This is a genomic window from Aeromonas sp. CD (genome assembly GCF_033349375.1).
Lineage (GTDB): Bacteria > Pseudomonadota > Gammaproteobacteria > Enterobacterales > Aeromonadaceae > Aeromonas > Aeromonas hydrophila.
Map to the genome: position 1 here is coordinate 4,508,369 of NZ_CP137631.1, position 26,613 is coordinate 4,534,981.

The 26,613-nt window shown below is 62.3% G+C and carries 22 protein-coding genes; 9 read left to right on the plus strand and 13 right to left on the minus strand.

Translation table 11 applies throughout. The annotated features are described in order from the left end of the window. Positions 1 to 46 precede the first annotated feature (46 nt). The 3 genes from R2E40_RS21070 to R2E40_RS21080 form a co-directional block, all read right to left on the minus strand. The gene (locus tag R2E40_RS21070; RefSeq protein ID WP_318164316.1) at positions 47 to 454 is read right to left on the minus strand and encodes a hypothetical protein; all 408 of its coding nucleotides are present in this window, start codon (positions 452 to 454) and stop codon (positions 47 to 49) included. Positions 455 to 613: 159 nt separating this feature from the next. Beyond that, positions 614 to 1,615 (minus strand): diguanylate cyclase, encoded by a 1,002-nt coding sequence (locus R2E40_RS21075; protein ID WP_318164317.1) that lies wholly within the window; start codon positions 1,613 to 1,615, stop codon positions 614 to 616. Positions 1,616 to 1,804: 189 nt separating this feature from the next. Continuing rightward, positions 1,805 to 2,725 carry a helix-turn-helix transcriptional regulator gene (locus R2E40_RS21080; RefSeq protein ID WP_318164318.1) on the minus strand — a complete coding sequence of 307 codons (921 nt, stop codon included), beginning with the start codon at positions 2,723 to 2,725 and terminating at the stop codon, positions 1,805 to 1,807. A gap of 75 nt (positions 2,726 to 2,800) precedes the next feature. Between R2E40_RS21080 and R2E40_RS21085 the strand changes: the two genes are divergently transcribed. Then, positions 2,801 to 3,199, plus strand: coding sequence for a VOC family protein (locus R2E40_RS21085; RefSeq protein ID WP_318164319.1), 399 nt, complete (start codon positions 2,801 to 2,803; stop codon positions 3,197 to 3,199). A gap of 100 nt (positions 3,200 to 3,299) precedes the next feature. On the opposite strand, the gene R2E40_RS21090 is transcribed toward R2E40_RS21085, so the two are convergent. From R2E40_RS21090 to R2E40_RS21125, 8 genes are all read right to left on the minus strand, one after another. Then, positions 3,300 to 3,944 carry a hypothetical protein gene (locus tag R2E40_RS21090; protein WP_318164320.1) on the minus strand — a complete coding sequence of 215 codons (645 nt, stop codon included), beginning with the start codon at positions 3,942 to 3,944 and terminating at the stop codon, positions 3,300 to 3,302. Between the two features lie 404 nt (positions 3,945 to 4,348). Beyond that, positions 4,349 to 5,245: a hypothetical protein gene (locus R2E40_RS21095; RefSeq protein ID WP_318164321.1), complete on the minus strand. Its 897-nt coding sequence runs from the start codon at positions 5,243 to 5,245 to the stop codon at positions 4,349 to 4,351. Positions 5,246 to 5,348: 103 nt separating this feature from the next. Then, positions 5,349 to 7,403 carry an exodeoxyribonuclease V subunit alpha gene (gene recD / locus R2E40_RS21100; RefSeq protein ID WP_318164322.1) on the minus strand — a complete coding sequence of 685 codons (2,055 nt, stop codon included), beginning with the start codon at positions 7,401 to 7,403 and terminating at the stop codon, positions 5,349 to 5,351. After that, positions 7,400 to 11,005 (minus strand): exodeoxyribonuclease V subunit beta, encoded by a 3,606-nt coding sequence (gene recB / locus R2E40_RS21105; protein ID WP_318164323.1) that lies wholly within the window; start codon positions 11,003 to 11,005, stop codon positions 7,400 to 7,402. Before recB ends, recD begins: the two co-directional genes overlap by 4 nt. A 2-nt stretch (positions 11,006 to 11,007) precedes the next feature. Beyond that, positions 11,008 to 14,355 carry an exodeoxyribonuclease V subunit gamma gene (gene recC / locus R2E40_RS21110; protein ID WP_318164324.1) on the minus strand — a complete coding sequence of 1,116 codons (3,348 nt, stop codon included), beginning with the start codon at positions 14,353 to 14,355 and terminating at the stop codon, positions 11,008 to 11,010. 226 nt (positions 14,356 to 14,581) lie between these two features. Then, positions 14,582 to 14,974, minus strand: a complete 393-nt coding sequence (locus R2E40_RS21115) for a DoxX family protein (RefSeq protein WP_016352231.1) — start codon at positions 14,972 to 14,974, stop codon at positions 14,582 to 14,584. Between the two features lie 40 nt (positions 14,975 to 15,014). Beyond that, positions 15,015 to 15,701 (minus strand): pirin family protein, encoded by a 687-nt coding sequence (locus R2E40_RS21120; RefSeq protein ID WP_016352232.1) that lies wholly within the window; start codon positions 15,699 to 15,701, stop codon positions 15,015 to 15,017. Positions 15,702 to 15,731: 30 nt separating this feature from the next. Next, on the minus strand, positions 15,732 to 16,064 hold the full coding sequence (locus tag R2E40_RS21125) for a hypothetical protein (RefSeq protein WP_041217063.1): 333 nt from the start codon (positions 16,062 to 16,064) through the stop codon (positions 15,732 to 15,734). Positions 16,065 to 16,321: 257 nt separating this feature from the next. Between R2E40_RS21125 and R2E40_RS21130 the strand changes: the two genes are divergently transcribed. Beyond that, positions 16,322 to 17,236 carry a LysR family transcriptional regulator gene (locus R2E40_RS21130; RefSeq protein WP_039215945.1) on the plus strand — a complete coding sequence of 305 codons (915 nt, stop codon included), beginning with the start codon at positions 16,322 to 16,324 and terminating at the stop codon, positions 17,234 to 17,236. A gap of 450 nt (positions 17,237 to 17,686) precedes the next feature. Then, complete coding sequence (locus R2E40_RS21135) at positions 17,687 to 18,451, plus strand: helix-turn-helix domain-containing protein (protein ID WP_011707663.1); 765 nt, start codon at positions 17,687 to 17,689, stop codon at positions 18,449 to 18,451. A gap of 187 nt (positions 18,452 to 18,638) precedes the next feature. Here the strand turns inward: R2E40_RS21135 and R2E40_RS21140 are convergent, their stop codons facing one another. Continuing rightward, a complete protein-coding gene (locus R2E40_RS21140) occupies positions 18,639 to 19,451 on the minus strand; it encodes a UTRA domain-containing protein (protein WP_318164325.1) in 813 nt (270 codons plus the stop codon). A gap of 197 nt (positions 19,452 to 19,648) precedes the next feature. Between R2E40_RS21140 and R2E40_RS21145 the strand changes: the two genes are divergently transcribed. From R2E40_RS21145 to R2E40_RS21170, 6 genes are read left to right on the plus strand one after another with little or no spacing between them, the layout of a single operon-like run. Beyond that, on the plus strand, positions 19,649 to 20,695 hold the full coding sequence (locus tag R2E40_RS21145; protein ID WP_017410788.1) for an ABC transporter substrate-binding protein: 1,047 nt from the start codon (positions 19,649 to 19,651) through the stop codon (positions 20,693 to 20,695). A 10-nt stretch (positions 20,696 to 20,705) separates the two neighbouring features. Continuing rightward, a complete protein-coding gene (locus R2E40_RS21150; protein ID WP_318164326.1) occupies positions 20,706 to 21,539 on the plus strand; it encodes an alkaline phosphatase family protein in 834 nt (277 codons plus the stop codon). Then, positions 21,539 to 22,438, plus strand: coding sequence for an ABC transporter permease (locus R2E40_RS21155; protein WP_318164327.1), 900 nt, complete (start codon positions 21,539 to 21,541; stop codon positions 22,436 to 22,438). Before R2E40_RS21150 ends, R2E40_RS21155 begins: the two co-directional genes overlap by 1 nt. Next, the gene (locus R2E40_RS21160; RefSeq protein WP_318164328.1) at positions 22,431 to 23,207 is read left to right on the plus strand and encodes an ABC transporter permease; all 777 of its coding nucleotides are present in this window, start codon (positions 22,431 to 22,433) and stop codon (positions 23,205 to 23,207) included. Before R2E40_RS21155 ends, R2E40_RS21160 begins: the two co-directional genes overlap by 8 nt. Positions 23,208 to 23,213: 6 nt before the next feature. Then, the gene (locus tag R2E40_RS21165) at positions 23,214 to 24,221 is read left to right on the plus strand and encodes an ABC transporter ATP-binding protein (protein WP_318164329.1); all 1,008 of its coding nucleotides are present in this window, start codon (positions 23,214 to 23,216) and stop codon (positions 24,219 to 24,221) included. A gap of 39 nt (positions 24,222 to 24,260) precedes the next feature. Next, complete coding sequence (locus tag R2E40_RS21170) at positions 24,261 to 24,920, plus strand: HAD family hydrolase (protein ID WP_252453556.1); 660 nt, start codon at positions 24,261 to 24,263, stop codon at positions 24,918 to 24,920. A 15-nt stretch (positions 24,921 to 24,935) separates the two neighbouring features. On the opposite strand, the gene R2E40_RS21175 is transcribed toward R2E40_RS21170, so the two are convergent. Continuing rightward, complete coding sequence (locus R2E40_RS21175; RefSeq protein WP_318164330.1) at positions 24,936 to 26,546, minus strand: diguanylate cyclase; 1,611 nt, start codon at positions 26,544 to 26,546, stop codon at positions 24,936 to 24,938. Between the last annotated feature and the right edge of the window lie 67 nt (positions 26,547 to 26,613).

The following is a 26,613-nucleotide window of genomic DNA, read 5'->3' on the forward strand; positions in this document are numbered from 1 at the left end:
CAAAAAGGGGCCCGCGGGCCCCTTTTTTCATGCACGTCGTTCAGACTCAAGCCTTGGTCTTGTCGACCAGGTTCAGGGTCTTGACGGTCTCGCCTTCGAACTTGATCAGCACGTTCTTCTGAGCGGCTTCGGCATCCTTGAACAGGGTCTTGGAGGTCTCTGCCAGCATGGGAGAAACCTTGTTCAGGGCACCCAGGTCATAGGTCCACACTTCCAGACCGGCTTCGGTCTTGGTGCTGGCCGGTGCGCCCAGCTTGTCCTTGATGGCCTGCTTGTTGGAGCCGCCTTCCTTGATGTCCAGCGCCTTCTTGATCGCTTCATTGGAGGCGCTGTCCATAGCGGAGCCTGCCATCTCTTTGGCAGTGCTGGTCACTGTGTCGGTCAGGGAATCCATCAGACCGGCGTTGGCCATCAGGGGCAGTGCAGTCAGGGCAACCAGGATGCTCTTTTTCATCGTTTCATGTCTCGCGGGGGATTAAAGAGCGCGCATCAGACGGGCGTACTCGTACGGAGCCGTCATGAGGGTGCGGTCAAGACGCATTCGGGGGGGATAACCAGAATAATCCGACATGGCGGCGAGCTCGCCGGACCGCAGACGCCGGCTATGGACGGACTACTCGCAGATCTGGTTCTTGCCCGTCAGCTTGGCCTGGTAGAGGACCCGATCCACCCGCACCATCAGCTGGCTCATGGGCTCGTCCGGCTGGTACTCGGCCAGCCCGAAACTCATGGTGATATCGAAGTGCTGGCAGACTCGCGACTGCACCAACAGCTCCCGCAGCTTGTCGGCCACCAGCCGGCCATCAAGCCGGCCGGTATTGGGCAGCACCACCATGAACTCGTCGCCGCCCCAGCGGGCAATCAGGTCGATTTCGCGGATGTGGCTGCGCACCAGCGCCACTATGTTGATCAGGGTCTGATCCCCCGCGTGGTGGCCGTGGTTGTCGTTGATCTGCTTGAAGTCATCCACGTCCATGGCGATGACACAGAAGGGCTGATGAAAGCGCTTGGCCCGTTCGCACTCCTGGCGGATGGCCCGCTCCAGCCGGTAGCGGCTGGCGGCACCGGTCAGGGCGTCGGTCTCCGCCAGCTGGCGGTTCTCCTCCGCCTTCTGCTGCAACGCCTCGTTGAGCCGCACCAGCTCGGCGGTGCGCTCGGCAATCTGCTGCTCCAGGGTGTGATTGCGCCGCTCCAGCTGCTCCAGCAGCAGCTTCTGGGCGTGGATGTTGCGATGGGCGCCGATCATCCGGGCCACCGACCCATCCGGGTTGCGGGCGATGATGCGGCCGCAATCCTCGATCCAGATATAGTCGCCGGCGCGACTGCGGCAGCGATACTCGACCCGGTAGTCGGGGGCGGCGCCGCGCAGGTAGGCATCGAAGCTGGCCATCACCCGATCCATGTCGTCGGGGTGGATCACGCTCTCCCAGGTGAAGACGTTGTTGCCAAGGGAGTGGGGCTCGTAGCCCAGCATCTGATACCAGCCCGGGTTGCGATAGACGAAGCCGGTGTTGGCATTCCAGTCCCAGATCCCGTCGCTCACCACCGCCAGAATGCCGTGCACCACGGCCTCGCTGACGTCCGAGATCCTGATCGTGTCGCTGTCCTGCAGCATGGGAGACCATCCTTGTCTTGCCGCCCCGCAGAGTGCGGGGCATTCCAGCCTGATGTTGAGAAATGACAGCGGCAGACGGCTGCACAGCCCGCTATCCGTTGATAGATGAAAACCGCCACCGCTTGTTCCGGTTATCGGCCGCCATCGGGTTCGTCTGAATAACAGTAGCAACCAGTGTGGCTCAATATTTCACCCTTGTCCGGTTTTAAAGGCGGGATGATGCAGGCTGCGATAGTGGCTGGGCGCCAGCCCGTGCTGGCGTTTGAAGGCGGTGGAGAAGTGGTACTCATTCTTGAAGCCGCACTGCTCGGCCAGCAACTTCACAGGGTCGGCCCGGCTGGCCAGCAAGAGCGCCGCCCGCTGCAAGCGCAGCCGTTGCAGCAACGCCATGGGCGCCAGCGCAAAGTGCTGCCGACAGAGCCGGTAGAGCTGGCGTTCGGAAAGGTGCAGGGCGCCGGCCATGCGCGCTATGTCCCACGGCTCGGTCAGCGCCTCTTTGAGCAGCAATTCGAGGCGCAGCGCCAGCCGCTCGCCACGCCGCTGCCCCTCTCCCTTTTGCAACAGACGGCGCAGGTAAAAGCCGAGCTGCTCTACCAGCAGGGCGCTGAGCAGCGGGTCCTGATGGCGCTCCTGCTCCGCATAGAGGTTCTCGATCGTGCGCAGCACGGTGGCCTGCTGGGAAGTACAACCAAGCCGGGGGTGGCTGGCGAAGGTATCCCAGGGGGAGTCCTTGTGCAGCAGCAGCCATACCAGCTCCCACTCGCCCGTCTCGTTCAACGGCTGATCCAACGGCTCGTTCACCTGCAAACTCAACTGCTCACCAAGCTGATAGCAGAGCGGCTCCCCGGCCGGGATCAGCGCCCACTCGCCGACCTGCAACCGCTCGCGGCGATCGCTCACCTGCACCTCCCCCTCGCCGCCCAGGGTCAGCAGAAAACAGTGCACATCGGCAAAGCGGCGCGCGATGCGGTAACGGGTCTTGAGACGGGAATAGCCCGCCAGCCACACCTGCTCCTGTGCGAGGGCCGGCAGCAGGCTGTCACAGCAGATCTGCTCGCGGCAGTCGGGGGAGACATCGACAAGATCGGTGTTGGCAGTTTCAGACATCATCAGGACGGGCTCAGCCATGTCGAAGGGACAGGCCCCAGCATAGCATTAAGGGCATCAAGTCACAGGAGACCAGCCATGCATATCCATCACGTCGCCATCTGGGCGCAGGATCTGGAGGCACTCAAGGCATTCTACTGCACCCTGTTTGGCGGGCAGGCCAATGAGCGCTACCACAATCCGAGCAAACAATTCAGCTCTTACTTCGTGCGTTTCGAAGGGGGCGCCAGCCTGGAGCTGATGCACACCCCCATCCTGTTTCCGGCGGATCTGCACCTGCCACACCCGTTGCAGGGGTTGGCCCATCTCACCTTCTCCCTCGGCAGTGTGGAGGAGGTGGACAAGATGACCGCCCGCCTCAAGCTGCTCAAGGGCGCCGAGGTGAAACACCTGGACGGCCCCCGCTGGACCGGCGACGGCTATTACGAGAGCACCTTCCTCGACCCGGAAGGCAACCGGCTGGAGCTGACCATCTAATACCTGAATGCTCCCCTCACCCTGCCCTCTCCCAACGGGAGAGGGGATCAAACAACATCGAAGATATGATCGCCAGCCACACAGGTTCGATTAGAGAAGCTTAATCTGGGCGCGGGAACGAGCTTAGCTCCTTATTTACTTGCTGGAGAGAGGTTGGCGGTAAGGGGATAGAAAAATAAGATTTCTCTGGATATACCTTGTAGCTCTCCAGGTATGACCCTGCCTCATTGACCCGTGTTTTCACCCACATCACACCATAATCCCCAATCCGTTCCTTTCCAATGTCATTATCACTGTAACAAATATTAAACCAATGCCCTGTATGCTTATCTTTTATTTTTAAGCCGGCCTCACAACGTCCGTATTTACCTTTGGGTGGTCCAGGGTGAATCACTTTATATTTTGTCTCATAACCAGTTATTTTGTCTGGATAAAAATAAACGTACGTATCATAACCATTCCATGACGTTATAAACATCATAAAGAAACAATTACCAAACGCTTTTGCAATATATTTTAAGGCGTTACGTCCGGGACATCGAAAAGCAGTAACAATCGCACCAACCAATCCAAATAGCGCACTGATAGTAATGTAGGTGAGCAATTCTGGAACCGAGTCAGCAATAACTGTTTTATCTGACAATCTTGACTGGAACAGTAAACTTGCCAACCATAGAACAACCAGAAATATAAAACCACCCCCAAGCAGCATGTTCTTTCGCTGTTCGCTTTTGAAACTATTCATTGTCATTTACTGCCTGATTTATTATTAAATATAAAACCATTCGACCATTTTGCAAGATAAATATGGGCGGTGCAATTCACTTCGTTCATTGCACCCTACCCGATTTTACGAAATGGGCATTGTGGCAACCCGCCCCCTCACCCTGCCCCTCTCCCAAAGGGAGAGGGGATCATCCAGCATCGGGGATATGGCGTTGGCAATGGCGTGTAAATTCGGGATATAGCCACGGGGCCAAATCTCCCTTCTCCCCTACGGGAGAAGGGCTGGGGATGAGGGGAAGGAAAAAGAGATTACGCGGTAAACGTTGGGCTTCGCTGCGCTCAGTACCAAACTACGAGATATACAAAACAATACCCTATGATATGGGTTGATTATGACCTCTTCACTTATTAGGCACACATATATCAGGCCGATGTTTGCACGGTAATACTACTTACGAACTCATTAAATTGTGCACCAGTAATCTCATCATCCATCAATAGTGCTTCTAAAGCTTCATTAACTTCTATTGACTTATGTTCATCTGAGTAATCATCTACATATGAGCCTATGTATATATTTGGCAAATCAAAAAAATTTGGTCGTGTATTCTGGTCTAGATCAATTCTGTTAAAACCATAAGGTTTAAAAAGCTCATATAATTCTCGAAGTGCTTTTTTGGGTACATCATTACGGTATGTGATTGTTAGATTTTGAGGTGGCTTCTTATCTTTACTGTTAGAACCAAACACTTGGACCACAGTGTATCCTGCTCGCAATAATGAACTCAAAGCATCTTTGTAATTAGGCATCAAGTCATTTAATGCGACCTTAGCAATGTTTTTATAATTTCCATTTTCTTCATCAGCAGTAGTTCCTTTCAGTTCAATAAATTTATTATGCGTTGAAATCGAACCACTCTCACTACCAATATCATTTGGCAATGAAATTAATAGTTTTTCTACTGCATTAACAAGAGAAATAACTCTATCATTGTTTTCTTTTCTTATTTTCGCCTCTATCAAATGAATGTCACCAGTATCTTTATACATGCCGGTTACTTTTTCCAGATGCTTTGAATAAAAAGTATCCTCTTGCAACTCAGCTCTAAATTTAGTTTGTAGGAAAAATATCAGGATAAGGAATGCTGGGACATTCAATACTGCTGCAACAACCAAAAAACCTGATGCCCACTCAGGGCTTTCTATTACCTTAGCGGCACTCAAAAATGACCCATTAATCAAGATCAACCCAACAAGCCAAGCAGCTAATAGCTGGATCGGTTTAGTGACTTGATTTGGATTTATTTTTTGCTCAGACATAACTGACTCCCTCTGCATTTGAAATAATTAGTATGTTATCTGTCCGAGTGGCAATGCCCACCTACTTGAACAGCAGCAAATCCCTTTACCGCCGTCCAATTACTCACTCCCCCAACCTCTCCGCCAATCCGGAATAACGCTCGGTCTTTTTCCGTACCGCTTGAGCCAGCAGGGCGCGATCGCCGTAGAGATCGAGGCGGGCCTTGGCGCGGGTGATGCCGGTATAGACCAGCTCACGAGTCAGCAGCGGGCTGGGGCTGTCGGGCAGTACCAGTACGGTATGGGCAAATTCCGACCCCTGGGATTTGTGGATGGTCATGGCGTAGACGGTCTCGTGGGGCGGCAAGCGGCTGGGCAACAGCGCCCGCAGGGTGCCGTCCGGCTGCTCAAACCACACCTTGAGCCGCCCGCTTTCATCTGGCAGGCAGAGCCCCATATCGCCGTTGTAGAGGCCGACCCCGTGGTCGTTGCGCACCACCATTACCGGGCGACCGGCATACCAGTCGCCATCGCGGGCAATCAGGCTGGCCCGTGACAGGGCCAGTTCAAGCCGCTCGTTAAGCCCCTCAACCCCAAACGGGCCATCGCGCAGGGCGCAGAGGATCTGGAAGCTGTTGAATGCCTTGAACACGGCGGCGGGATCTTCCCCCGCGCGGGCCGCCTTCAGATAGGCACCATAACCGGCCACCCCCTGGGCAATCAGGGCATCGTAGGCCTCCCCGGCCCAGGGGTGCAGGCTGATATCGGCAAAGCCCGCGCCCCAGACTGATTCCACCACCGTGGCATCGCCACTGTTGCAGGCGCGCGCCAGCTGGCCGATGCCCGAATGCTGATCAAAGCGCCAGCTCTTGGCCAGCAAACAGAGGCTGTCGCGCACCGGGGCTCCCGCTGGCGTACCCTGCAGGCGATAGCCAGTCTGGCGGGAGAGCCAATCCGCCTGGGCGGGGCTGATGCCCTGTTCGATAAAGCTGCAGATATCGCCGAGCACGGCCCCCGCCTCCACCGAGGCGAGCTGATCCTTGTCGCCGAGCAGAATGAGGCGAGCGTGGCTTGGCAGCGCATCGAGCAGGCGCGCCATCATGGGCAGATCGACCATGGAGGCCTCATCCACCACCAGCAGGTCGAGGTGCAGCGGGTTGCCCGCGTGGTGGCGGAACTGGCTGCGCCCCGGGATCACCCCGAGCAACCGGTGCAAGGTGCCCGCTTCGGTGGGGATCACCTCCACCCACTCAGGGGGCAGATCGAGGGCCTGTAGGGCAGAGCCGATACTCTCGGTCAGGCGCGCCGCCGCCTTGCCGGTGGGGGCCACCAGCCGGATCGCCGGGGCCTTGCCCGCTTGCAGGCCGGTCTCCACCAGAATGGCCAGGAGCTTGGCGACCGTGGTGGTCTTGCCGGTGCCGGGGCCACCGGAGATGACCGCAAAGGGGCGCGCCGCCGCGGTGGCCGCCGCCAGCTTCTGGCCGTTGCAGCAGAGCGCCTCGGGCACCAGCACATCCAGTTTGCTCAGGTCGTTTGCAGCCTGGGCGCTGGCCAGCAGCGCCTCGATGGCGGGCCAGTCCACCTCGCTTGGGAACACCAGATCCAGATACTTCAGGATAAAGTGGCGGGCCGAGAAGTCGGGGGCGAGGCGGGCCTTGAGCAGGGCTGCGAACACCAGGCCGTAGTCGCGGGCAAAGAGGCGCGACAGAGCCGGGGCAATCTCCGGCCATTCGGCTCTTTCACTCAAGGCGCGCAGGTGGCGGGCCACCCCCAGCTCAAAGTCGTGGTAGCGGGTGAGGTAGAGCCGCCCATGCCACAGCCGCAGCGGCCAGCGCGGGGCTTCCCCATCATGCTGCTCGGTGCCAACCAGAGGACTCTCTGCAAACAGGGCGGGCCAGCGGGCAGGATCCGCCAGATCCAGCAGCAGATCCCGGCTCTGATCCGGATCCAGCCCGAACGGGCGCAGGGATCCCTTTTCGTTCCCAGAATGCGCCAGCATCTCCAGCGGCAGGCAGACATGGCCGCGCCCCAGCTCGAAGCAGGCGAGCGCCGCCCCCAGCACCAGCTCGGGGCTGCCGCCCAGATCGGCCACCAGTCTGGCAAATTGCAGATCCAGCTGGCGAATGCGCCCTGCCAGCGCCAGGGCCTTGAGCCGTTCAATCATCATGGTGCCGTTCATGCTTCTACCCCGTTATCCAATACCCCGGCGAGGGCGGGCGCCGCCCCCTCGCGAAACAACTTATCCAGCCCCAGCACCAGTTCACGGCTGGGGCGGGTATGGAAAATGCCCCCCTGCGGCATGCCGCGCAGGAACAGATAGAAAACACCGCCAAAATGCTGCTCGAAGTCGTAGCCCGGCAGGCGCAGGGTGAGCAGCCGGTGCAGCGCCAGCGAGTAGAGCTGGTATTGCAGGTCGTAGCGGTGCTCGGCCATCGCCCGCTCCAGCGCCGGACGGCTGTAATCGGCGGGGCTCATGCCGAGGTGGTTTGACTTGTAGTCGAGCAGATACCAGCGCCCCTGCCACTCGAACACCAGGTCGATAAAGCCCTTGAGCATCCCCTGCACGGTGGCAAAGCTGAGCGGCTTGTTGCCGCGTGACAGCGGATCGTGCTGCTGACAGAGCGCGGTCAGCGCCGGTGCCGTCACCCGTCCCATGGGCAGGAAGAACTCCAGCTCCACCTGTTTGCGCTCGGGGGCCAGATCCCGCAGCCGTACCGGCTCGCCAAAGCCCGTTTCCAGCGGGGTATCGAGCACCGCCTCCACCTGCCGTTGCAGTACGGGCGCCCAGCTCTCGTCGAAGCCATCCTTCGCCAGCAGGGTAGCGATGTGCTCCGCCAGCGGCTCGCCGCCGGCGCTTTGAAAATCGATGGTCTCGAACAGGCTGTGCAGCAGGGTGCCGGGGCGCGCCCCTTTCGGGAAGGTAAAGATGGAGGGCTGGGGCGCCTCTTCCGGTTGCTCGGCAGCCAATGCAGCCGCCTCGGTGACGACCTCGTCATCGAAGCCGGGGTTGGCCAGCACCCCCTTGCTGTGGCCGTGGCCCTGCGCCGCCAGCCCGGAGTAGGAGCTGATCCACCAGTCCCGCTCGAGGGTGCCGGTAAAGTAGCGCACCTGCGGCTCGCCCATTTGCTCCGCCTCCGCCGCCATGGGGGCCGGGCGAGTGAGCAAGGGCTCACCGACGGCCACCCCGGGCAGCGCCTGTGCCAGCTCGGTCAGGGCAGTCGCCAGGGTGGTGGCATCCCCCTCCTCACCCTTTTGCAACAGGTAGCCGATGGCGGTCTGGTGCAGGTCGGTCTGCTCCGACTTGCCATTGCCGGAGCGCACCGGCGCCAGCCCCAGCCAGGTGGCGTAGACGCCCCGGGTCAGCGCCACATAGAGCAGCCGCAGATCTTCGGCAAGCCGCTCGCGGTCGGCCTCGGCCAGGGACGCTTCGGCACCGGTGAGATCGAGCACGGTACGATTGCCCGCACCGTCCGTTTCATGGAACAGCGGGGTATCGGCAGCGCGGTGGCTGCAGATGAAGGGCAGGAACACCAGCGGGTACTCCAGCCCCTTGGATTTGTGGATGGTGACGATCTGCACCAGCTTGCGTTCGGATTCGAGCCGCAGTACCTGCTCCGCATCCTGGCCGTCGGGGCGGCTCGCCGCCTCCCCCAGCCAGCGCAGCAGGGCATATTCGCCATCCAGCTCACAGCTCACCTGTTGCAGCAGCTCGCCGAGGTGGAGGAAGTTGGTCAGCCGCCGCTCGCCGTTCGGGCTCGCCAGCAGGGAGGAGGCGAGATTGCGCCGGTGCAGCAGGGCGCGCAGCATGGCCAGCACGCCGCGCTTGTGCCAGATCTTGCGGTACTCCATAAACTCCTGCACCGCGCTCTCCCACGCCCGCTCGTCACTGGCGAGCTCATCGAGCGCCTTGGCGTCCAGATCGAACAGCCCGGTGGCGAGCGCCGCCCGCAGGCTGCGTTCCTCACCCGGGTTCTGGCAGGCATGCAGAATGAGCAAAATTTCCCGCGCCTCCACCTGCGCCAGCACGCTATCGCGATTCGACAGATAGACGGAGGCGATGGCGAGCCGCGCCAGCTCCTGCTGCACCAGCTTGCCCTCGGCGCCGGTGCGCACCAGCACGGCGATATCCCCCGCTTTCACCGGCTGATCGCCGATCTGCGCCTTGCCCGCGCGGGCCAGGGTCAGCAGGCGGTGGATCTCCACCGCCGTGGCGCGGGCCATTCGGCTCTGGTAATCCCCCTTGTTGAAAGTGGGCTGGCCGCTCAGCTGCCAGCAGTGGAGCACGGGGGCGGCTTCGCCATCCAGCAGCAGCGCCTTGCTCTTACCCTGCGCCTCCACCGGCAGGAAGGGGATATCCGCCTCGTAGATAAAGGGATCTTTGGCCCGCTCGAACAGGCCGTTGACCGCCGCCACCAGCGCGCGGCTGGAGCGCCAGTTGCGCCCGAGGGTGTAGTGGGCGCTCACATTTCGCCGCGCCTGAATGTAGGTAAAGATGTCGGCGCCGCGAAAGCCGTAGATGGCCTGCTTGGGGTCACCGATCATCAATAGCGCCGTGTCACTGTGGCCACCGTAAAGACGGTGGAAGATGCGGTACTGCTGGGGGTCGGTATCCTGAAATTCATCGATCATCGCCACCCGGTAGGTGGCGCGAATGCGCTCGCACAGCCGCTCGCCAAGGCCGGAGCCGAGCGCGCCGTCGAGGTCTTTGAGCAGGTCATCGAACGAGAGCTGATGGGCTTGCCGCTTGCTGGCCTGCATCCGGCTGCGCACCACCACCGCCGCCCGTTGCAGGATCAGATCCCGAATGCCGGGGCGGCTCGCCAGCAGTTCGTCGATCTGACTGAACAGCGGCAGGGTCGGCACTGCGCCCCCCTTCTTGAGGTTCTCCTCCAGCACCGTCTGGCCGAAGCGCTCCAGCTCCTTGGGAATGGCGTAGCCGCTGGCCTCGTCTTGCGCCCAGTCGGCTATCTTGGCGAGCCAGCCTTCGTAGTTCTTGCCGGTGTAGCGGCTTACTTGCCCATCCGTCTGGCGGCGGATCTCGTCCCCTTGCGCCAGCCACTCGCGCTTCACCGCCTCAATGCGGGCCATGGCCGCCTGATGGCGGGCGGCGAGGGTTTCATCCCCCGCCGGCGGGCGCATCTCCAGCTCGCTGTTGTCGAGCCAGCTGCCCATCTCCCGCAGCAGGGCGGCGGGGCTCGGCCAGAGCGCACGCACCGCGCTGGCGAGGGGCTTGTCGACCGGATAGAACTCGGATCGCCAGTAGTCGCTCACCGCCTGCAGCCTGAGCTGGCTGTCGTCGGTGAGAAATTCGGTTTCAAAGAGGGCGCCCGACTCGAAGGCGTTCTGTTTCAGCATCCGCTGGCAGAAGCCGTGGATGGTGAAGACCGCCGCCTCGTCCATCTGCCGCTCGGCGGCCAGCAGCCGGCGGGCCGCCAGTTCGTGATCCTCCACCTCCGCCAGCAGCTGGCTCAGCAGGGCGTCCTTGCTTTCACCGCGCATAAAGGCGAGGCGCGCCTCGTGAATGCGGGCGCGGATCCGCCCGCGCAGCTCGGCGGTGGCAGCCTCGGTAAAGGTCACCACCAGGATCTCGGTCACCGAGAGCGGCCGCTCGTGGGCGCTCGGCTGACCCACATCGGCGCCTTCTTCAATCAGCGGGCCGTGGCCCAGCAGCAGACGCAGGTAGAGACCGGCGATGGTGTAGGTCTTGCCGGTGCCGGCAGAGGCCTCGATCAGTCGTTCACCATGGAGGGGAAAACGTAATGTATTGAGCGAGTTAGCCATGATTACATCATCTCCATGGTGGTCAGCAGCGGGGTCAAGTGTTCACGGGCCAGCGCCTGCAACTGGGCCAGCACGGCCTCGTCCAGTTCCGGGAAACAGCGGGTGACATAAGCGTCTTCCCCCTCCCCCTTGGCCATGTAGCCACCGTTGAAGCGGGTGAGAGCCGCCTTGTCGGCCGCCTCCGGTTTCTCCGGATCCTTCTCGATCGCCTTGAGCCACTCCCAGGCGGTGCTCGGGAAGAAGGGCAGCGGCCGCTTCATCCCCTGCATCCAGAGCGCCACCAGCGCCGCCAATTTGGGCCGCGCCTCGTCAGCCGGGAGCCTGGCCAGCCGCAGACTCTGCTTGGCGTCGAACAGCAGGGTGTCGCCGGGGGCGTCGCTCAGGGAGAGGCAGAGGTGCTGGATCCAGCCCAGCAGCAGATCCTTGCCGTTGAAGCTGCCGGGCTTGACCACCAGCAAGCGCCCCTTCTGGGTGTCGATCCACCCTTGCAGCTGACCCTGGGCTAACGCGATATCGACCTCCACCGCTTGTTTCTCCGTCTCATTGGCTGCCACCCAGGGCCGCAGCCGATCCGCCAGCTTGCCCATCTCGGCATCCAGATCCTCCAGCAGCAGGCTGCCGAACCACCCTTGCGGCAGCAGGCCGGTGAGCTGCAGCCGCTCGCGCCGCACGGCGCTGTCCCCCTGTGCCAGGTGAGCAGTGAGCAGCAGATCTTTCAGCTGGTAATGTTGCAGGCCATCCAGCTCGAATGGCTCGCTCTCCTCGATGTTGGCTTCGTTGAGTTCAAACCACACCTTGAGACGGCGGTTGAGGAAGTAGCGGGCGGGCTGGCGATAGAAGCGCAGCAGCTCAGCCAGCTCCAGCCCCTGCTCCTTGCCCCATTCGGGAGGGAGCGGCAGCTCGCCACTCTGGAAGTTGGCTGCGCCGCGCTGCGGATGGAGGGCCGGCAGCCAGTCGGCGGCATAGGTAAAGAGGCCGGAACCCGCCGTCGGATAGAAGTAGGCGTGGCTGTAGGGAGTGAGTGGATGCTGGGTGATCAGGTGCGCCAGCAGCCGCTTGCCGGAGGTCTCGTCATCGAGCTGCTCATCCCCAGCCAGCACGAAGCCCTGCCGCACATAGTCGATGAGTTCGGCCAGCAGCACCGAGGGCACCTTGTCGCTGTTGTCCTGGGCGCTGAAACCCTGATAGCTGATGTAGAGCCCCTGCTGGGCGCTGAGCAGCGCCTCGAGGAAGAGGTAGCGGTCGTCGTCGCGACGGGAGCGATCCCCCCGCCGGCCCGCCACCGCCATCAGGTCAAACCCCATGGGTGGCAGGGTGCGCGGGTAGACGCCGTCGTTCATGCCGAGCAGGCAGACCTGCTTGAAGGGGATGGAGCGCATCGGCATCAGGGTGCAGAAATTGACCTGACCGGCGAGGAAGCGCTGGCTGGAGCGGGACTCCCCCAGCACGCTGCCGAGGTAATCCTGCAACAAGTCGGCGCTGATGGGCTGCTCGAAGCGGGCCTCGCCGAGCTGGGCGAGCCAGTCGGCCAGCTGGCTGCGGATCAGTTGCAGCTGGCGCTCTTCATCCTCGTCGGCCAGATAGAAGCGCTCCAGCAGCGCGTTGAGGCAGGCGACCCACTCCCCTAGCGGCTGCGCCTGTTGCAGGCGGGGCAAAAATTCGGCCAGCGAGTCGACGAACCAGGCGAACTTGCCGAGCGCCAAGCCCTGCTGACCCTCGATGTCCGCGTAGGGCAGAATGCCGGCCACCGGCTCGCCGTCGCCCATGGCAAAGCCGAGCAGCATGCGGCGCAGGCCGAACAGCCAGCTGTTGCCAGAGAGGCGCGGCAGATCGAAGCGCTCGGGGTAGCCATCATCCAGCCCCCAGCGGATGCCGGTCTCCTGCACCCAGACTCGCAGCTGGTTGAACTCCTCGTCATCCAGCTCGAAGCGGCGCAGCACGGCGGGCACCTCGAGAATGGCGAGCAGCTCGCCCGCTCCGAAGCGGGCGTTGGGCAGCCTGAGCAGAGCGAGGAAGCTCTGCAGCAGCGGGCTCTCCTGACTGGCCGCCCGATCCGACACCGCGAAGGGGATCTGGCCACGCGCGCCGAACACCGCCTGAATGTAGGGGCCGTAGCTGTTCACATCCGGCATCATCACCACCACGTCTTTCGGGGTGAGGGAGGTGTCCTGCTCGAACAGCGCCAGCAGCCGGTCGTGCAGCACCTCGAGCTCGCGCATCGGGCCGTGGCAGGCGTGGATCTGCAGGGATCCATCGGCCGGATCGAGCGGGCTCTTGTGGTGGCTGGCGTCGAGATCGAACTGGCCGGCGCCCCGTTCTGCCAGCTCCAGCACATCCTTCTGGATGGCCTGCAGCAGCTTGATGTTGCCCTTGCCATCCAGCTCGTCGATATCGACGAAGGCCTCTATTTGAGGCACCTCCAGCTCCATCAGCTGATGCAGGTAGTCGCGCCCCAGCTTGCCCATGGAGGCGAGCAGCGGGTTGGCGGGGCCCTGCAGAGTCTCGATGTCGGTGCCGGGCTTGAGCTTGTTTTCGAGGCGCGCCAGCGTCTTGCGATCGAGTAGGTCGCCCCAGTAGTAGCGGCAAGGGTTGGTGACGAACAGGTGCACCTCCACCTCCGGCCGGCTGCCGAGGGCCAGCAACGCCTCCACATAGCGCGGCGGCAGCGCCGAGATGCCAAACACGAAGACCCGCTGCGGCAGCTTGCCCGGCAGCGTGGCGGTACGCTGCAGCTCGTGGATGAACTCCTCGTAGAGGTTGGCACGGTGGTAGCCGCTTGGAGAGAGCGCCAACGTGCGGGCCACCAGCTCGCGCCACAGCTCCGGCTGCCAATCCTGACCGCTCACTCCGGCCAGCTCCTGGCTCAACCCCTCCCCCTGTTCCCAGCGGGCGATCCAGTCCGGCCGGTAGACCAGATACTGGTCAAAGAGATCCGCCACCTTCTGGCAGAGCTGCCACAGCCGCACCTGCTCGGGATCCTTGGCAGGATCCGCGTCCTCCCCGCCCAGATAGGCGGCCAGCGGCGCAAAGGCCGGGCGATCGAGCAGGGCGGGCAGAATGGTCATCAGCTGCCAGCTCATGGCGCCCTTGTTGTAGGGGCTCTGGCGCGGTACGTCCGCCAGCACCTGGGTGAACATCTCCCAGATAAAGCTGGCGGGCAGCGGAAAGTCGATATTGGCGGCGATGCCGAAGGCCTTGGCCAGCTCCAGCTTGAGCCACTGGGCCATACCCGGGCTCTGCACCAGAATTTGCTCGCGCTTGAAGGGGTGAGAGAGGGGCGCCTGCCGGATGCGGCTCACCAGCAGCTCTTTGAGCAGATCCAGCTGATTGGAGTGGTAGAGGGTAAACATGGGCAATTCCCGCCAGAGCAAAAGAGGGGTCAGCGCGGGAAAACCTCAAGGATCCCCGTCACTTCACAGGTATCGGGATTGTCGGGGATCGGGGGGGAAGATGCAAAAGGCGCTTGTTGTCGCCGATCACGTCGCCGTCATCTGCCGCAGGCAAATGTGACGGGCATAAAAAAGCCGGTGCGATTGCACCGGCCAAAAGGCGTTGGAAAACTCGAACCTGCGGGGTTTACCAGTTCTTGCCGAAGCGGGCATCCAGGCTGAAGGCCCCTGCACCGGCTGCCGCCAGGGCCAGGAAACCACCGGCCACGGAGACGTTCTTCATGAACATCAGCATCTGCATCTGGTCGGCAGGCTGATAGTGGAAAATAAAGGCGGCCATCAGGGTGAAACCGGCCATCAGCACGGAGAGGCTGCGGGTAAACAGGCCCAGCATGATGGCGAGGCCACCGCCCAGCTCCAGCAGGATCACCAGCGGCAGGATGAAACCGGGCACGCCCATGGCTTCCATATACCCCTGGGTACCGGCGTAACCGCCGATCTTGCCCCAGCCCGCAATCACAAACATCAGAGCCAGCAGAACGCGACCCACCAGCAGTGCCAAATCTTTCATCTTGTCCATTTCAATATCCTCGTTTTGCGTCACATCACCGCTGACTGCTTCAGGGTAGGTCAAATAACAGGGCTTGGCTGGCACTCGCGGCCACCAGATCCCATTTGGGCTCATCACGACTGAGAACCCCGTCGCCGGGTCGGGCAGCCAGACCGTTGGCGGTCAGTTCCCCTGAAATCATCTGCAGGTAGCCGTGTCGGCCGGCCAGCTCCCAGGTGAGGCTCTCACCCGGTTCAAGCTGCAACCGCCAGACGCGGGCCTGCTGGCGGATCCTGAAGGATCCTGCTTCGCCATCCGGTGACGCCACCAGCGTCATGCCCGGATTGGCTTCAATCTTCTTCTGCTGATAGCCGGGTGTCGTGCCGTGTTCGTTCGGCTCGATCCAGATTTGCAGCAGGGAGAGCGGCTCGGTCTGCGAGGGGTTGTACTCGCTGTGCCGGATGCCGGACCCCGCGCTCATCAGCTGGAAATCCCCCGCCGGGATCTGCTCGGCATGGCCGAGGCTGTCCTTGTGCTCTATGGTGCCTTGCAGCACGCAGGTCAGGATTTCCATGTTGGCGTGAGGGTGGGTCGCGAAACCGCCACCCGGCGCCACCAGATCCTGATTGATGACCCGCAGCACTGAATGCCCCATCCAGTCCGGGTCGTAGTAGTGCCCGAAGGAAAAGCTGTGGCGCGCATCCAGCCAGCCGAAGTTGGCCTTGCCGCGCGCTTCTGCGGCTCTCAATTTCATCATGGCGTGCTCCTCACGTACCGATACGGTTGATTAACGCTGCTTGCCGCTACCGATGCCGAACGGAATGCGGTAGTCGCTGCTCTGTTCACCCAGGCTCACGGTCAGGTTGCCCTGGGTGCGGCTCGGGATCTGTACCTGCTGGTTGCCCATCAGGTTGGCATGGACGGAGGCAACCAGGTCGCCAGACTCGTCACGCACTTCCAGCATGGGGTTGCCCTTGCCTTCCACCGCGGCGGTCGCGTGCCAGTTCACAAACAGCACGCCCGGGGCGGCGTTGAGGTCAGCCGGGACGGAAGCCTGAGCAAAACCTGCGGTCATCAGGCCTGCAACGGCCAGCATCTTGATTACGTTTTTCATGTTCATTCACTCTCTTGGTTTTATGTCATTGCCAAGGCCGCTGTGGCCAGAATCAATGCATCCATGCAAGAGGTCATTCAAATAGTGTGTTGTTCTTTCACCGAAGTCAGACTCCCTGATTGATGGAGTCACAGTCTGGAACTACCCGTTTATTTGGCTGCTTGGCGTTCCTGCCTAAGCGTTGATTGAATATTAAAGACTCTTGGCCTAACTTGTTAGCGAGATAAACTGGCAAACATGTTCAAAAAAATTGAAGGCAATTTATGGCCAAGGAACTGAACAAGGAACGGGCACTGACCCTGGAAGCCATCCGGGTGCTGGATGCCATCGACCGCCGTGGCAGCTTCGCGGCGGCGGCCGACGAACTGGGCAAAGTGCCCTCGGCGTTGAGCTACACGGTGCAGAAGCTGGAGGACGAGCTGGACGCCATGCTGTTCGACCGCAGCGGCCACAGAACCAAGTTCACCCCGGCTGGCCGCATGCTGCTGGAACGGGGTCGGGTTCTGCTGGAAGCGGCCGAGCACCTGGTGGGGGAGACCCGGGCGCTGGCCCGCGGCTGGGAGACCGACATCACCATCGCCATCGATGCCCTGGTGCCCCTGCAGGCCCTCTACCCGCTGGTGGAGCGGCTGGCCGAGCTGACCGATACCCGGCTCAGGCTGCGAGCCGAAGTGCTGGCGGGCAGCTGGGAGTGTCTGGAGGATGGCCGGGCCGACCTGCTCATCTCCTCCCTCAATCCCGACATCATGATGACCGGCATCAAGCATCAGCCGCTGCAGGAGGAGGTGATGCTCTACGTCGCCCACCCGGATCATCCCCTGCATCAGGAGCCCGAGCCCCTGGCGGACGATACCCTGCGCCGCTACCGGGCCATCGCGGTGGCCGACACGGCGCTGCGCAAGCCGGTGCTCACCTATCGCCTGCTCGACAAGCAGCCGCGCCTGACCGTCAGCACCATGGGCGAGAAGCGTGACGCCCTGCTGGCGGGGATCGGGGTCGGCACCATGCCGCTGAGCTGGATTGAAGAGGACATCAGGGCCGGACGGCTCAAGGTGATCAGCCCCGAGTATCGCCACCAGATCCAGGTCGTGCTGGCTTGGCGGCGCGACACCATGGGCAAGGCCAAGAGCTGGCTTATTCGGGAGATCCCCAAGCTGTTTCCCTGCAAGGGAGAGTAAGACGGGCGGTAACAGAAAGAGGGCGCAAGCAGCGACAGCGGGCTGCCGGTGCCCCGCTGCTTGACGGCGGGCGCAAATTCGGAGAAAAGAAAAAAGCGGCCCTCTTGCGAGTTCCGCTCAATGCCAGGAAAGAATAAAAACCTTGCGGTTTAAAAAACCCTTAAATTGGAAGCAAACAATCGATTTCTCAACCAGGAAGGTCTTGAATCCGATTCGTGTTGAATTATGCGCGATGTTTTATGCGCCACCAGCAAAATGTTGAATGGTTGAAGGATATGCACCGCAGAGTATCACTATCTGCAACCTTCCACTCAGACTGGTCTGGCCATTTCCATCGATTACGCCGGGTTTGTTTCCTCTGGTTTTTTTAAGTGTCAGTATCTGAGCCCATAACGACAAAAGAACTCAGTTTCTGACACAACATAAAGATGCAGATAAAGGAATAGTTGCATGACCTACAGCCAGACCCTGGCCAACAATATTCTCGACACCCTGAAGAAGACCCTGACCGACAAGGGGATCCGCTATCAGACCCTGGCAGAAGCCATGGGCGTCTCCATCGCCACCGTCAAGCGGATGATGAACAAGCCCTCCCTGCCGTTCGATACCCTGCTGGAGATCTGCCACCTGGTGGGGCTGTCGTTCGAGGAGCTGCTGGACCGCACTCAGGATGCCCAGAGCCGCCGCGCCGTCTTCACCCAGGAGCAGGACGAGGCATTCCACAAGGAGCCCGGTCTATACGCCTTTCTCGCCAACATCTTCTGGCGCGACAAGACGTTAATCGATCTCAAGCGGGAGTACGGCCTGACCGATGCCTCCTGCTACCTCTATCTGCGCAAGCTGGAGAAGCTCGGCATCCTGCAGCTCGGCATCGACAACAGCTACCACTTCCTCATCAGCGAGCGGATCAGCTTCGAGCAGCACAGCCGCTTCGCCCGCCAGCAGGCGCGCCAGGCCATGTCCGTGCTGGGGGACTATCTGGTGGAGAACATGCACAAGTCCAACAACTACATGGCCCTGTGTCAGCTTCATCTGGACGAGAGCGAGGCGATGGCGCTGATCGAGCGGATGAAGGAGTACTGGCACCAGGAGCTCAAGCTCAATCGTCCCGCCATCGGCCAGCGCGAGGGCAGCAAGACCTACACCATGTCACTGCAGCTGGCCGACTGCGGCTACCAGAGCTTCGACGACTTGATCCCCAATATCGACAACTGATCCCGGCGGATCCTGCGGGATCCGCCTCCCCTCCTTTCCACCCAGGCATGACCCGCCAGAGCACGCTGGATCACCCCTGATCCGCAAGCTGGATCTGCGCTGGCCTGTCGAATGCAGGCGGCAGCAATGCCCGCGTATCGAGACAGATGCGGATTGCCACTGTACCCGCCAGTGCTCTGGATATCCCCTAGTCGGCGAGCCGGATTTGCTGCAGCTTGCCTGCAAGCGGCTGCAATACTCGCGTATCGAGACAGATACGGATGGCATCCGGCCGCCAGTGTTCGATGTCGCAATCCACCAGCGCCCCCCGCTCGTCATAGTTGACCCGCACCAGCCGCAGCACGGCGCTCCCCTCCGCCAGATTGAGGGCGCGGGCGATGGCGCCGCGCGCCGCCGAGGGGGTGATCTCGAGACTCGCCCCACCCTGGCCTATGCCATAGCGCTGCTGATAGAGCTCGGTGAGGGAGCTGGCCAGCGGCGCGCTGGCGATATCGGGAAACCGGCTGGCCAGCAGATGGTGGCTGACGTGCAGCACCGGGCGACCGTCGATGAGGCGCAGGCGGCGAATTTCATACAGCGGGGTAAAAGGATCCAGCCCCATCCAGCGGCACAGCTCGCTGCTGGCCAGCTCGCTGCCGTGGGCCAGCACCCGGGTTTCGGCAGTGCGCTGCTGCTCGCCGATCCACTGGTGAAAGTGGGTGTGGATGGCGGGATCGTAGGTGAGTCTTGGCGGCGCCACGAACCAGCCACGGCGCTCGGCTCGATAAATGAGTCCATCCGCCTCCAGGCTCGAGAGCGCCTCCTTGATGGTGATGCGGGTGGTGGCGAAGCGCTCGCTCAGCGCCCGCTCGGCGGGCAACTGCTGCCCTGCCGCCAGCTGGCCGCTGCCGATATAGCGGCGCAGGGTCTGGCAAATCTGTTCACACTTGGAGGCGCGGCCATCGGCCGCGACCCGCTCGCTCAATCTCGATTCAATCACGCTCATGTCCCTGTCGCTCATCCTGACTGCGGCGGCTGGCTTAGCCCTTGCTGGAGTAGTCCAGCTTCACTTGGGTTCAGAGTTGTAACCGCTGTGGATGACAGCGACATGACAGGGCGATTGTCATCAAACTGCCATCAAAGCGCCCCGCCACCGTCATATTTCCCCTCTAGCATCCCTCTCGAACCTTAACTGACCTAGTCCAGAGGGATGGGATGATGAAAAGCGTGATCGCAAGTGCACTGGCCCTGGTGGCCATCAGTCAGCCACTGTTTGCCGCCGAAAATATCGCGGATCTCGAGAAGGCCGCCCGCGGTGAAGGCCAGCTCAGCAGCATCGGCATGCCCGACAGCTGGGCCAACTGGAAGGATACCTGGCAGCAGCTCGGCAGCATCTACGGCATCAAGCATCAGGATACCGACATGAGCTCGGCGCAGGAGATCGCCAAGTTTGCCGCCGAGAAGGCCAATGCCACCGCCGACATCGGCGACGTGGGCGGCGCCTTCGGCCCGGTAGCGGTCAAGCAGGGGGTCACCCAGCCCTATAAACCCTCCACCTGGGCCGACATTCCCAACTGGGCCAAGGATGCCGACGGTCACTGGATGCTGGCCTATACCGGCACCATCGCCTTCCTGATCAACAAGGATCTGGTCAAGGCCGCCCCCACCAGCTGGCAGTCCCTGCTGGGTGGCGACTACAAGGTGACTCTGGGTGACGTCGGTGTTGCCTCCCAGGCCAACAACGGCGTGCTGGCGGCGGCCTATGCCACCGGTGGCAGCGAGAAGAATCTGAAACCCGCGCTGGAGCTGTTCGGCCAGCTGGCCAAGCAGGGCCGTCTGTCGCTCAATGACCCGACCATCGCCAACATCGAGAAGGGCGAGGTGGAAGTGGGCGTGCTGTGGGACTTCAACGCGCTGAACTACCGCGACCAGATCGACCCCAAGAAGTTTGAGGTGGTGATCCCGAGCGACGGCTCCGTCATCGCCGGCTACACCACCATCATCAACAAGTGGGCCAAGAACCCCAACGCCGCCAAGCTGGCGCGGGAATACATCCTCTCCGACGCCGGCCAGATCAACCTGGCGCGCGGATATGCCCGCCCGATCCGCAGCAACGTGACCCTGCCGGACGACGTCAAGGCCAAGCTGCTGCCGGCCGAGCAGTACGCCAATGCCAAGCCGGTCCAGGATCACGCCGCCTGGGAGCAGAGCTCCAAGGCCCTGCCGCGCCAGTGGCAGGAAACCGTCATGATCAACATGCAATAAGGAGCGGCCAGTGCAACACAAGGTGATAGTGGTACTTGTGGATGGCCTCTCTGCCGAGGTAGCCCATTGCATGGGCTACCTCGCAGGCATGGTGGAGGCGGAGCAGGGGTTGCAGGCAACCCTGAGCTGCGCCCTGCCCTCCCTCTCCCGGCCCCTCTACGAGTGCATCCTGACCGGGTCGACACCAGTGGAGAGCGGCATCACCCACAACGGGGTGAGCCGTCTCAGCCGGCAGGAGTCCATCTTCCATCTGGCCCGGGCCGGCGGCAAACGCACCGCGGCGGCGGCCTACTACTGGGTGAGCGAGCTCTACAACCAGAGCCCCTGGCAAGCGGCCCGCGATCGCTTCACCCATGACGAGCGACTGCCGATCCAGCACGGCTGCTTCTACTGGGATGACGGCTACCCCGACAGCCATCTGCTGATGGACGGCGAGTGGCTGCGCAGCCAGCACGACCCAGATTTCCTGCTGATCCACCCAATGGGGGTCGATGACGCCGGCCACCAGTTTGGCCTCGATTCCCGCCAGTACCGCAATCAGGCACGCCGGATGGACAGCCTGCTGGCCGACCTGCTGCCCCAGTGGCTGGCGGAGGGGTATCAGGTGGTGATCACCTCGGATCACGGCATGAACAACGACTTGAGTCACGGCGGCACCCTGGCCGAGGAGCGCCGGGTACCGCTCTGGCTGTTTGGCGATGCGTTTGTGGCCCAGTGGCCCGCCGGCCCCGCCATGCAGCAGACCCAGCTCTGCGCCCTGATGGCCGACCTGCTGGGGGTGACTCACGACAAGCCGAGCTGCCCGCCGCTGCTCAAGGCCGGCAACCAGCCGGAGGTGCACTGATGATGCCCGCCACCACCGAGATCCTGGCGGATCAACCCGCCACCACCCGGCGCCGGCTGCGCCACCACTGGTTGCCAGCCCTGGTGCTGCTGCCTTTCATCCTGCTGATGATCCTGTTCCAGCTCGCCCCCATGGTGTGGGTGCTGGTGGGCAGTTTTCAGACCCCGGATGGCTGGGGCCTCGACTACTACCGGGAGATCCTGAGCTCCCCCTTCTACCTGCAATCGTTCGGCAACTCGCTGCGCATTGCCGGTATCGCCAGTCTGGCGGGGCTTGCCATCGGCACCCTAGGGGCCGCCGCGCTGCGCCACAGCGGCGAGCGGGTCAAACGGCTGCTGCTGGCCTTTGTCACCATGACCGGCAACTTCAGCGGGGTGCCGCTGGCGTTCGCCTTCATCATCATTCTCGGCATCAATGGCGCGGTCACTCTGCTGCTGAAATCCTGGGGCCTCATCGACGGCTTCAACCTCTACTCGGGCAGCGGCCTCATCCTCATCTACACCTACTTCCAGATCCCGCTCGCCCTGCTGCTGCTCTACCCGGCCTTCGATGCGCTGCAGGATGAGTGGCCGCAGGCCGCCGCACTGCTCGGTGCGAGCAAGGGACAGTATGTGTGGCACGTGGCGCTGCCGGTGCTGACGCCTGCGCTGCTCGGCACCTTGATCATCCTGTTTGCCAACGCGGTGGGGGCCTATGCCTCCGCCTACGCCCTCACCACCGGCAACTTCAATCTGGTGACTATCCGGGTGGCCAGTCTGGTCTCCGGCGACATCTTCCTCGAGCCCAATATGGCGGCGGCGCTGGCGGTGATCCTGATGGTGCTGCTGGGGGTGGTGACGGCCGCCAACCAGTGGCTGTTGAAAAAGAGCTATGTGAACAAGGGGCAATCCCATGCGTGATCTGCAACCGAGCTGGCCGCGCTGGGTGCTGGGGGCGCTGGTCGCCACCCTGCTGCTGCCGCTGCTGGCCACCTTTCTCTACTCCATCTCCACCCGCTGGGGGGCGACCCTGCTGCCGGACGGTTTCACCCTCGACTGGTATCTCAAGCTGTGGGGCGACCCGCGCTTTCTGGCGGCGTTTGGCCGAAGCCTCCTGGTCTGCTTCGCCACCCTGCTGCTGAGCACCCTGGTGCTGGTGCCCACCGTGCTGGTGGTGGCCTACTGCTTCCCCAAGCTGGATCCCTGGATGAACCTGCTGATCCTGCTCCCCTTCGCGGTGCCGCCGGTGGTCTCCTCGGTCGGGCTGCTGCAGATCTACGCCGATGGCACCCTGCCGATTATCGGCACGCCATGGATCCTGATCGGCACCTGGTTCACCGTGGTGCTCCCCTTCATGTACCGGGCGCTGGCCAACAGCCTGCAGGGGGTGCCGCTGAAAGATCTGATGGATGCCGCCCATCTGCTGGGGGCGAGCAGCGCCCGCGCCTTCCTGCTGGTGGTGATCCCCTGCCTGCGCAAGGGGCTGCTGGCGGCGCTGTTTCTCTCGCTCTCCTTCCTGCTCGGCGAGTTCGTGTTTGCCAACATGCTGGTGGGTACCCGTTACGAGACCCTGCAGGTCTACCTCTACAACATGCGTGCGACTTCGGGCCACTTCACCAGCGCGCTGGTGATGAGCTACTTCCTGCTGACCCTGCTGCTCACCTGGGCGGCGAACAGATTTCATCGGTGAATCAACATGTTCCATCTAGAAGTGAATCAACTGCACAAATCCTACGGCGACACCAGAGTGTTCGAGGGGATTGAATTCGGTATCCGCAAGGGGGAGCTGGTGACTTTGCTCGGCCCCTCCGGCTGCGGCAAGTCCACCCTGCTGCGGGCGCTGGCCGGGCTCACCCCGGTGGATGGCGGTCAGGTGCGGGTGGCCGGTGAAGACATCACCTGGCAGGAGCCCCAGAAGCGGGGCATCGGCATGGTGTTCCAGAGCTACGCGTTGTTCCCCAACATGACGGTGCGGGACAACGTCGCCTTCGGCCTCAAGATGAAGCCCCAGCCGGGACGGGATCTCGCCGCCAGCGTGCAGGAGGCGCTGGAACTGGTGGAGCTGACCGGTTTCGAGCGCCGCTATCCGAGCGAACTCTCCGGCGGCCAGCGCCAGCGGGTGGCGCTGGCCCGGGCTTTGGTAGTGCAGCCGCGGATCCTGCTGCTGGACGAGCCGCTCTCGGCCCTGGATGCCCGCATCCGCCGCAGCCTGCGCCAGCAGATCCGCGAGATCCAGCAGCGCCTCGAGCTCACCACCATCTTCGTCACCCACGATCAGGAGGAGGCGCTGACCATGTCGGACCGGATCTTCCTGATGAACAAGGGATCCATCGTCCAGAGCGGCACGCCGGAGGAGATCTATACCCGCCCCGCCAGCGCGTTCGTGGCGAGCTTTATCGGCAACTACAACCTGCTCGATGGTGAGCAGGCCAGCGCCCTGTTCGGCCCCCGTTTTCAGGGCAAGCTGGCGCTGCGACCGGAGTCCCTCTCCCTGCTGCCGGCCGGTGCCCGTAGCGACGAACCTCACCTGCCGGGGGTCATCAGCGGGCAGCAGCTGCTCGGCAACGTGATCCGCTATCAGGTGAGCTGTGCGGCGGGCCTGCTGACGGTGGACTGCCTCAACCGCTCCGCCGGCGCTCTGCTGACCGTGGGCAGCGCCGTGACCCTGGTGGTGGCCCGGGATCAGCTCTGTGAGGTAGCATGACACCGCATTTCATTTCCATTTTTACTGCGAGGAGCGCCCATGGCACTGGCACTGTTTGATCTGGACGAGACCCTGATTGCCGGGGATTCCGCCAGCCTCTGGCTGGCGTACATGGTGGCCGAGGAGCTGGCTCCGGCCAGCATGATCGCCGAAGAGCAGGCGATGATGTCCCTCTACCATCAGGGCAAGATGGACATGCACCAGTACATGGCCTTCACCCTGCAACCGCTGGCGGGCAAGACGCGCCAGTGGCTCGACTCGCTCTGCACCCGCTTTGCCGAGCAGGTGCTGCGTGATCGTATCTACCCGGAGGGGTTGGCACGCATCGAGTGGCACCGCCAGCGCGGCGACGAGCTGGTGCTCATCTCCGCCTCCGGCGAGCATCTGGTAGCCCCCATGGCGCAGATGCTGGGGATGGATCACTGCGTGGCCATCCTGCTCGACGAGGAGGCCGGCATGCTGACCGGTCAGACCCGCGGCACCCTCAGCTTTCGCGAGGGCAAGGTGACCCGCATCAACCAGCTGTTTGCCGCCAGCGCCAACCCCTGGCGGGAGAGCCACGGCTACAGCGACTCCCACAACGACTTGCCGCTGCTGCAGGCGGTGGCCCACCCCCACGCAGTCAACCCGGCGCCCGGTCTGCGCCAGATCGCCATCGAGCAGGCCTGGCCCACCCTCGACTGGCAGCTGGCCTCCTGAATGAAGAAGAGGCCCTCAGGCCTCTTCCTTGCTCAGCAGTGCATCGTCGGCAGGGGGGGCATCCTCCTGCCTCTTCGCCTCCGGCATGCCCAGATAGATGCGGTTCTTGCCGTCGCGTTTGGCCCGGTACACCTCGGCATCGGCGATCTCCAGCAGCGTCTTGCCATCCATCCCCGCCTGACTGGCTACCAGCCCGCCGCTGAAGGTGATCCTGAGCTCGGGCTCGCGCCAGTCCAGTGACTCCACCCCCTTGCGGAACTGCTCCAGCAGCATCTGGCAGAAGTGGATATCCGGGTTGACCAGCAGCACCACCAGCTCCTCGCCACCGTAGCGACAGACCCAGCCGTGATCCCCCAGCAGTCGCATGCCCAGCTTGGACACCCGCTTGAGCACCACGTCCCCGGTCTGATGGCCGAAGGTGTCGTTGACCCGTTTGAAATCGTCCAGATCCACCATGGCCAGGCAGAACGGCTGATGCTCGAACAGTAGACGATTGACGCGTTCATCGAAGAAACGGCGGTTGTAGAGGCCGGTCAGCTTGTCGAGGTTGGCCTGCTGGCGCGCCTCGTGATAATCCTTGCTCACCTCCGCCAGCTCGGCATAGACATGTCTGAGCTCGCGCATCCCCCCCTGCGGCACGTCATCGGGCTGCATCCGGCTCGCCCGGATCATGCTGGAGATCTCGTCGAGCATGCGGCGAAAATAGCGGGACCAGACCAGCGCCAGCAGCACGTAGAGCACGCAGGCCAGCGCCACCATCAGCTGCACGTTGAGGGAGACCCGCCCCACCACCGCCATCACACTGGCCGCCGGCTGCACGCTGATCAGCACCCAGTTGCGCTCGGGCAGCTTGCTGTAGGCCACGAACTGGCTGGAGGCCTTGTCCAGAAAGATGCCGTCCTCCTGGCTGAAGCGGGAGAGCCACTCGGGATGGGCCATGGGTCTGAGCAGCTGGGCGGTGTCCGGATGTGCCAGCACCTTGCCGGACTGGTTGACGACCATCTGGTAGCCATCCCCCAGCTGGCGATTCAGCTGGGCCGAGAAGGGGGCCAAGATGGCATCCATCGCAAAGACCCCGCGCACCTTTCCCTCCTTGTCGGTCAGGGCCCGCGCCAGGGCGATCACCAGATTGCCGTTGGTATAGTCGTAATAGGGCTCGGTCCAGACCATCTTGCCTACATGCTGGCTGGCCAGCTGATACCAGGGGCGAACCCTGGGATCGAAGTTGGCATCTGCCTGCCAGGCGGGGTAGATCAGCATCTGGCGTTCGGCGGTACCGATGTAGATGTAGACCAGGTCGGCCATGACCCCCTTGTAGAGCTGCCACTCCTTCAGATAGGTCTCGGTGTTGTGCAGACGGGGGCCGCTGATGTCCGCCACCTGCACCTGGTCGTAGATGAGAGTGAACTGGCGCTCCATCTCGTGCAGATAGGGTTCGATGAAGACGTGACGCAGTTGGTGATTGGTGGCGAGCAGGCGCTGCTGCAACTCGTTTTGCAGGCTGCGTTCCATGTGCAGGTAGTAAATGCCCCCCAGCATCAATACCGGGATGAACAGCAGAAGCAGGCCCAGACGCATCCGGGCAACCAAGGACCAGGTTTTTTTGGAGACCGCTCGTTTATCCAATCCTGACTCCTGCTATTGCCAGACAACGCGTAGTGTCAGAATATCAGCAGCGCGAGATGGCGTCCAA

What these genes read in the sequence shown, in the direction of transcription:
- R2E40_RS21115 (WP_016352231.1), bottom strand. Translation starts at nt 14,974, where the DNA reads ATGGACAAGATGAAAGATTTGGCACTGCTGGTGGGTCGCGTTCTGCTG.
- R2E40_RS21170 (WP_252453556.1), top strand. Translation starts at nt 24,261, where the DNA reads ATGGCACTGGCACTGTTTGATCTGGACGAGACCCTGATTGCCGGGGAT.
- R2E40_RS21155 (WP_318164327.1), top strand. Translation starts at nt 21,539, where the DNA reads ATGATGCCCGCCACCACCGAGATCCTGGCGGATCAACCCGCCACCACC.
- R2E40_RS21135 (WP_011707663.1), top strand. Translation starts at nt 17,687, where the DNA reads ATGACCTACAGCCAGACCCTGGCCAACAATATTCTCGACACCCTGAAG.
- R2E40_RS21160 (WP_318164328.1), top strand. Translation starts at nt 22,431, where the DNA reads ATGCGTGATCTGCAACCGAGCTGGCCGCGCTGGGTGCTGGGGGCGCTG.
- R2E40_RS21075 (WP_318164317.1), bottom strand. Translation starts at nt 1,615, where the DNA reads ATGCTGCAGGACAGCGACACGATCAGGATCTCGGACGTCAGCGAGGCC.
- R2E40_RS21125 (WP_041217063.1), bottom strand. Translation starts at nt 16,064, where the DNA reads ATGAACATGAAAAACGTAATCAAGATGCTGGCCGTTGCAGGCCTGATG.
- R2E40_RS21120 (WP_016352232.1), bottom strand. Translation starts at nt 15,701, where the DNA reads ATGATGAAATTGAGAGCCGCAGAAGCGCGCGGCAAGGCCAACTTCGGC.
- R2E40_RS21090 (WP_318164320.1), bottom strand. Translation starts at nt 3,944, where the DNA reads ATGAATAGTTTCAAAAGCGAACAGCGAAAGAACATGCTGCTTGGGGGT.
- R2E40_RS21095 (WP_318164321.1), bottom strand. Translation starts at nt 5,245, where the DNA reads ATGTCTGAGCAAAAAATAAATCCAAATCAAGTCACTAAACCGATCCAG.
- recB (WP_318164323.1), bottom strand. Translation starts at nt 11,005, where the DNA reads ATGGCTAACTCGCTCAATACATTACGTTTTCCCCTCCATGGTGAACGA.
- R2E40_RS21085 (WP_318164319.1), top strand. Translation starts at nt 2,801, where the DNA reads ATGCATATCCATCACGTCGCCATCTGGGCGCAGGATCTGGAGGCACTC.
- R2E40_RS21140 (WP_318164325.1), bottom strand. Translation starts at nt 19,451, where the DNA reads ATGAGCGACAGGGACATGAGCGTGATTGAATCGAGATTGAGCGAGCGG.
- R2E40_RS21080 (WP_318164318.1), bottom strand. Translation starts at nt 2,725, where the DNA reads ATGATGTCTGAAACTGCCAACACCGATCTTGTCGATGTCTCCCCCGAC.
- R2E40_RS21145 (WP_017410788.1), top strand. Translation starts at nt 19,649, where the DNA reads ATGAAAAGCGTGATCGCAAGTGCACTGGCCCTGGTGGCCATCAGTCAG.
- R2E40_RS21130 (WP_039215945.1), top strand. Translation starts at nt 16,322, where the DNA reads ATGGCCAAGGAACTGAACAAGGAACGGGCACTGACCCTGGAAGCCATC.
- recC (WP_318164324.1), bottom strand. Translation starts at nt 14,355, where the DNA reads ATGTTTACCCTCTACCACTCCAATCAGCTGGATCTGCTCAAAGAGCTG.
- R2E40_RS21070 (WP_318164316.1), bottom strand. Translation starts at nt 454, where the DNA reads ATGAAAAAGAGCATCCTGGTTGCCCTGACTGCACTGCCCCTGATGGCC.
- R2E40_RS21165 (WP_318164329.1), top strand. Translation starts at nt 23,214, where the DNA reads ATGTTCCATCTAGAAGTGAATCAACTGCACAAATCCTACGGCGACACC.
- recD (WP_318164322.1), bottom strand. Translation starts at nt 7,403, where the DNA reads ATGAACGGCACCATGATGATTGAACGGCTCAAGGCCCTGGCGCTGGCA.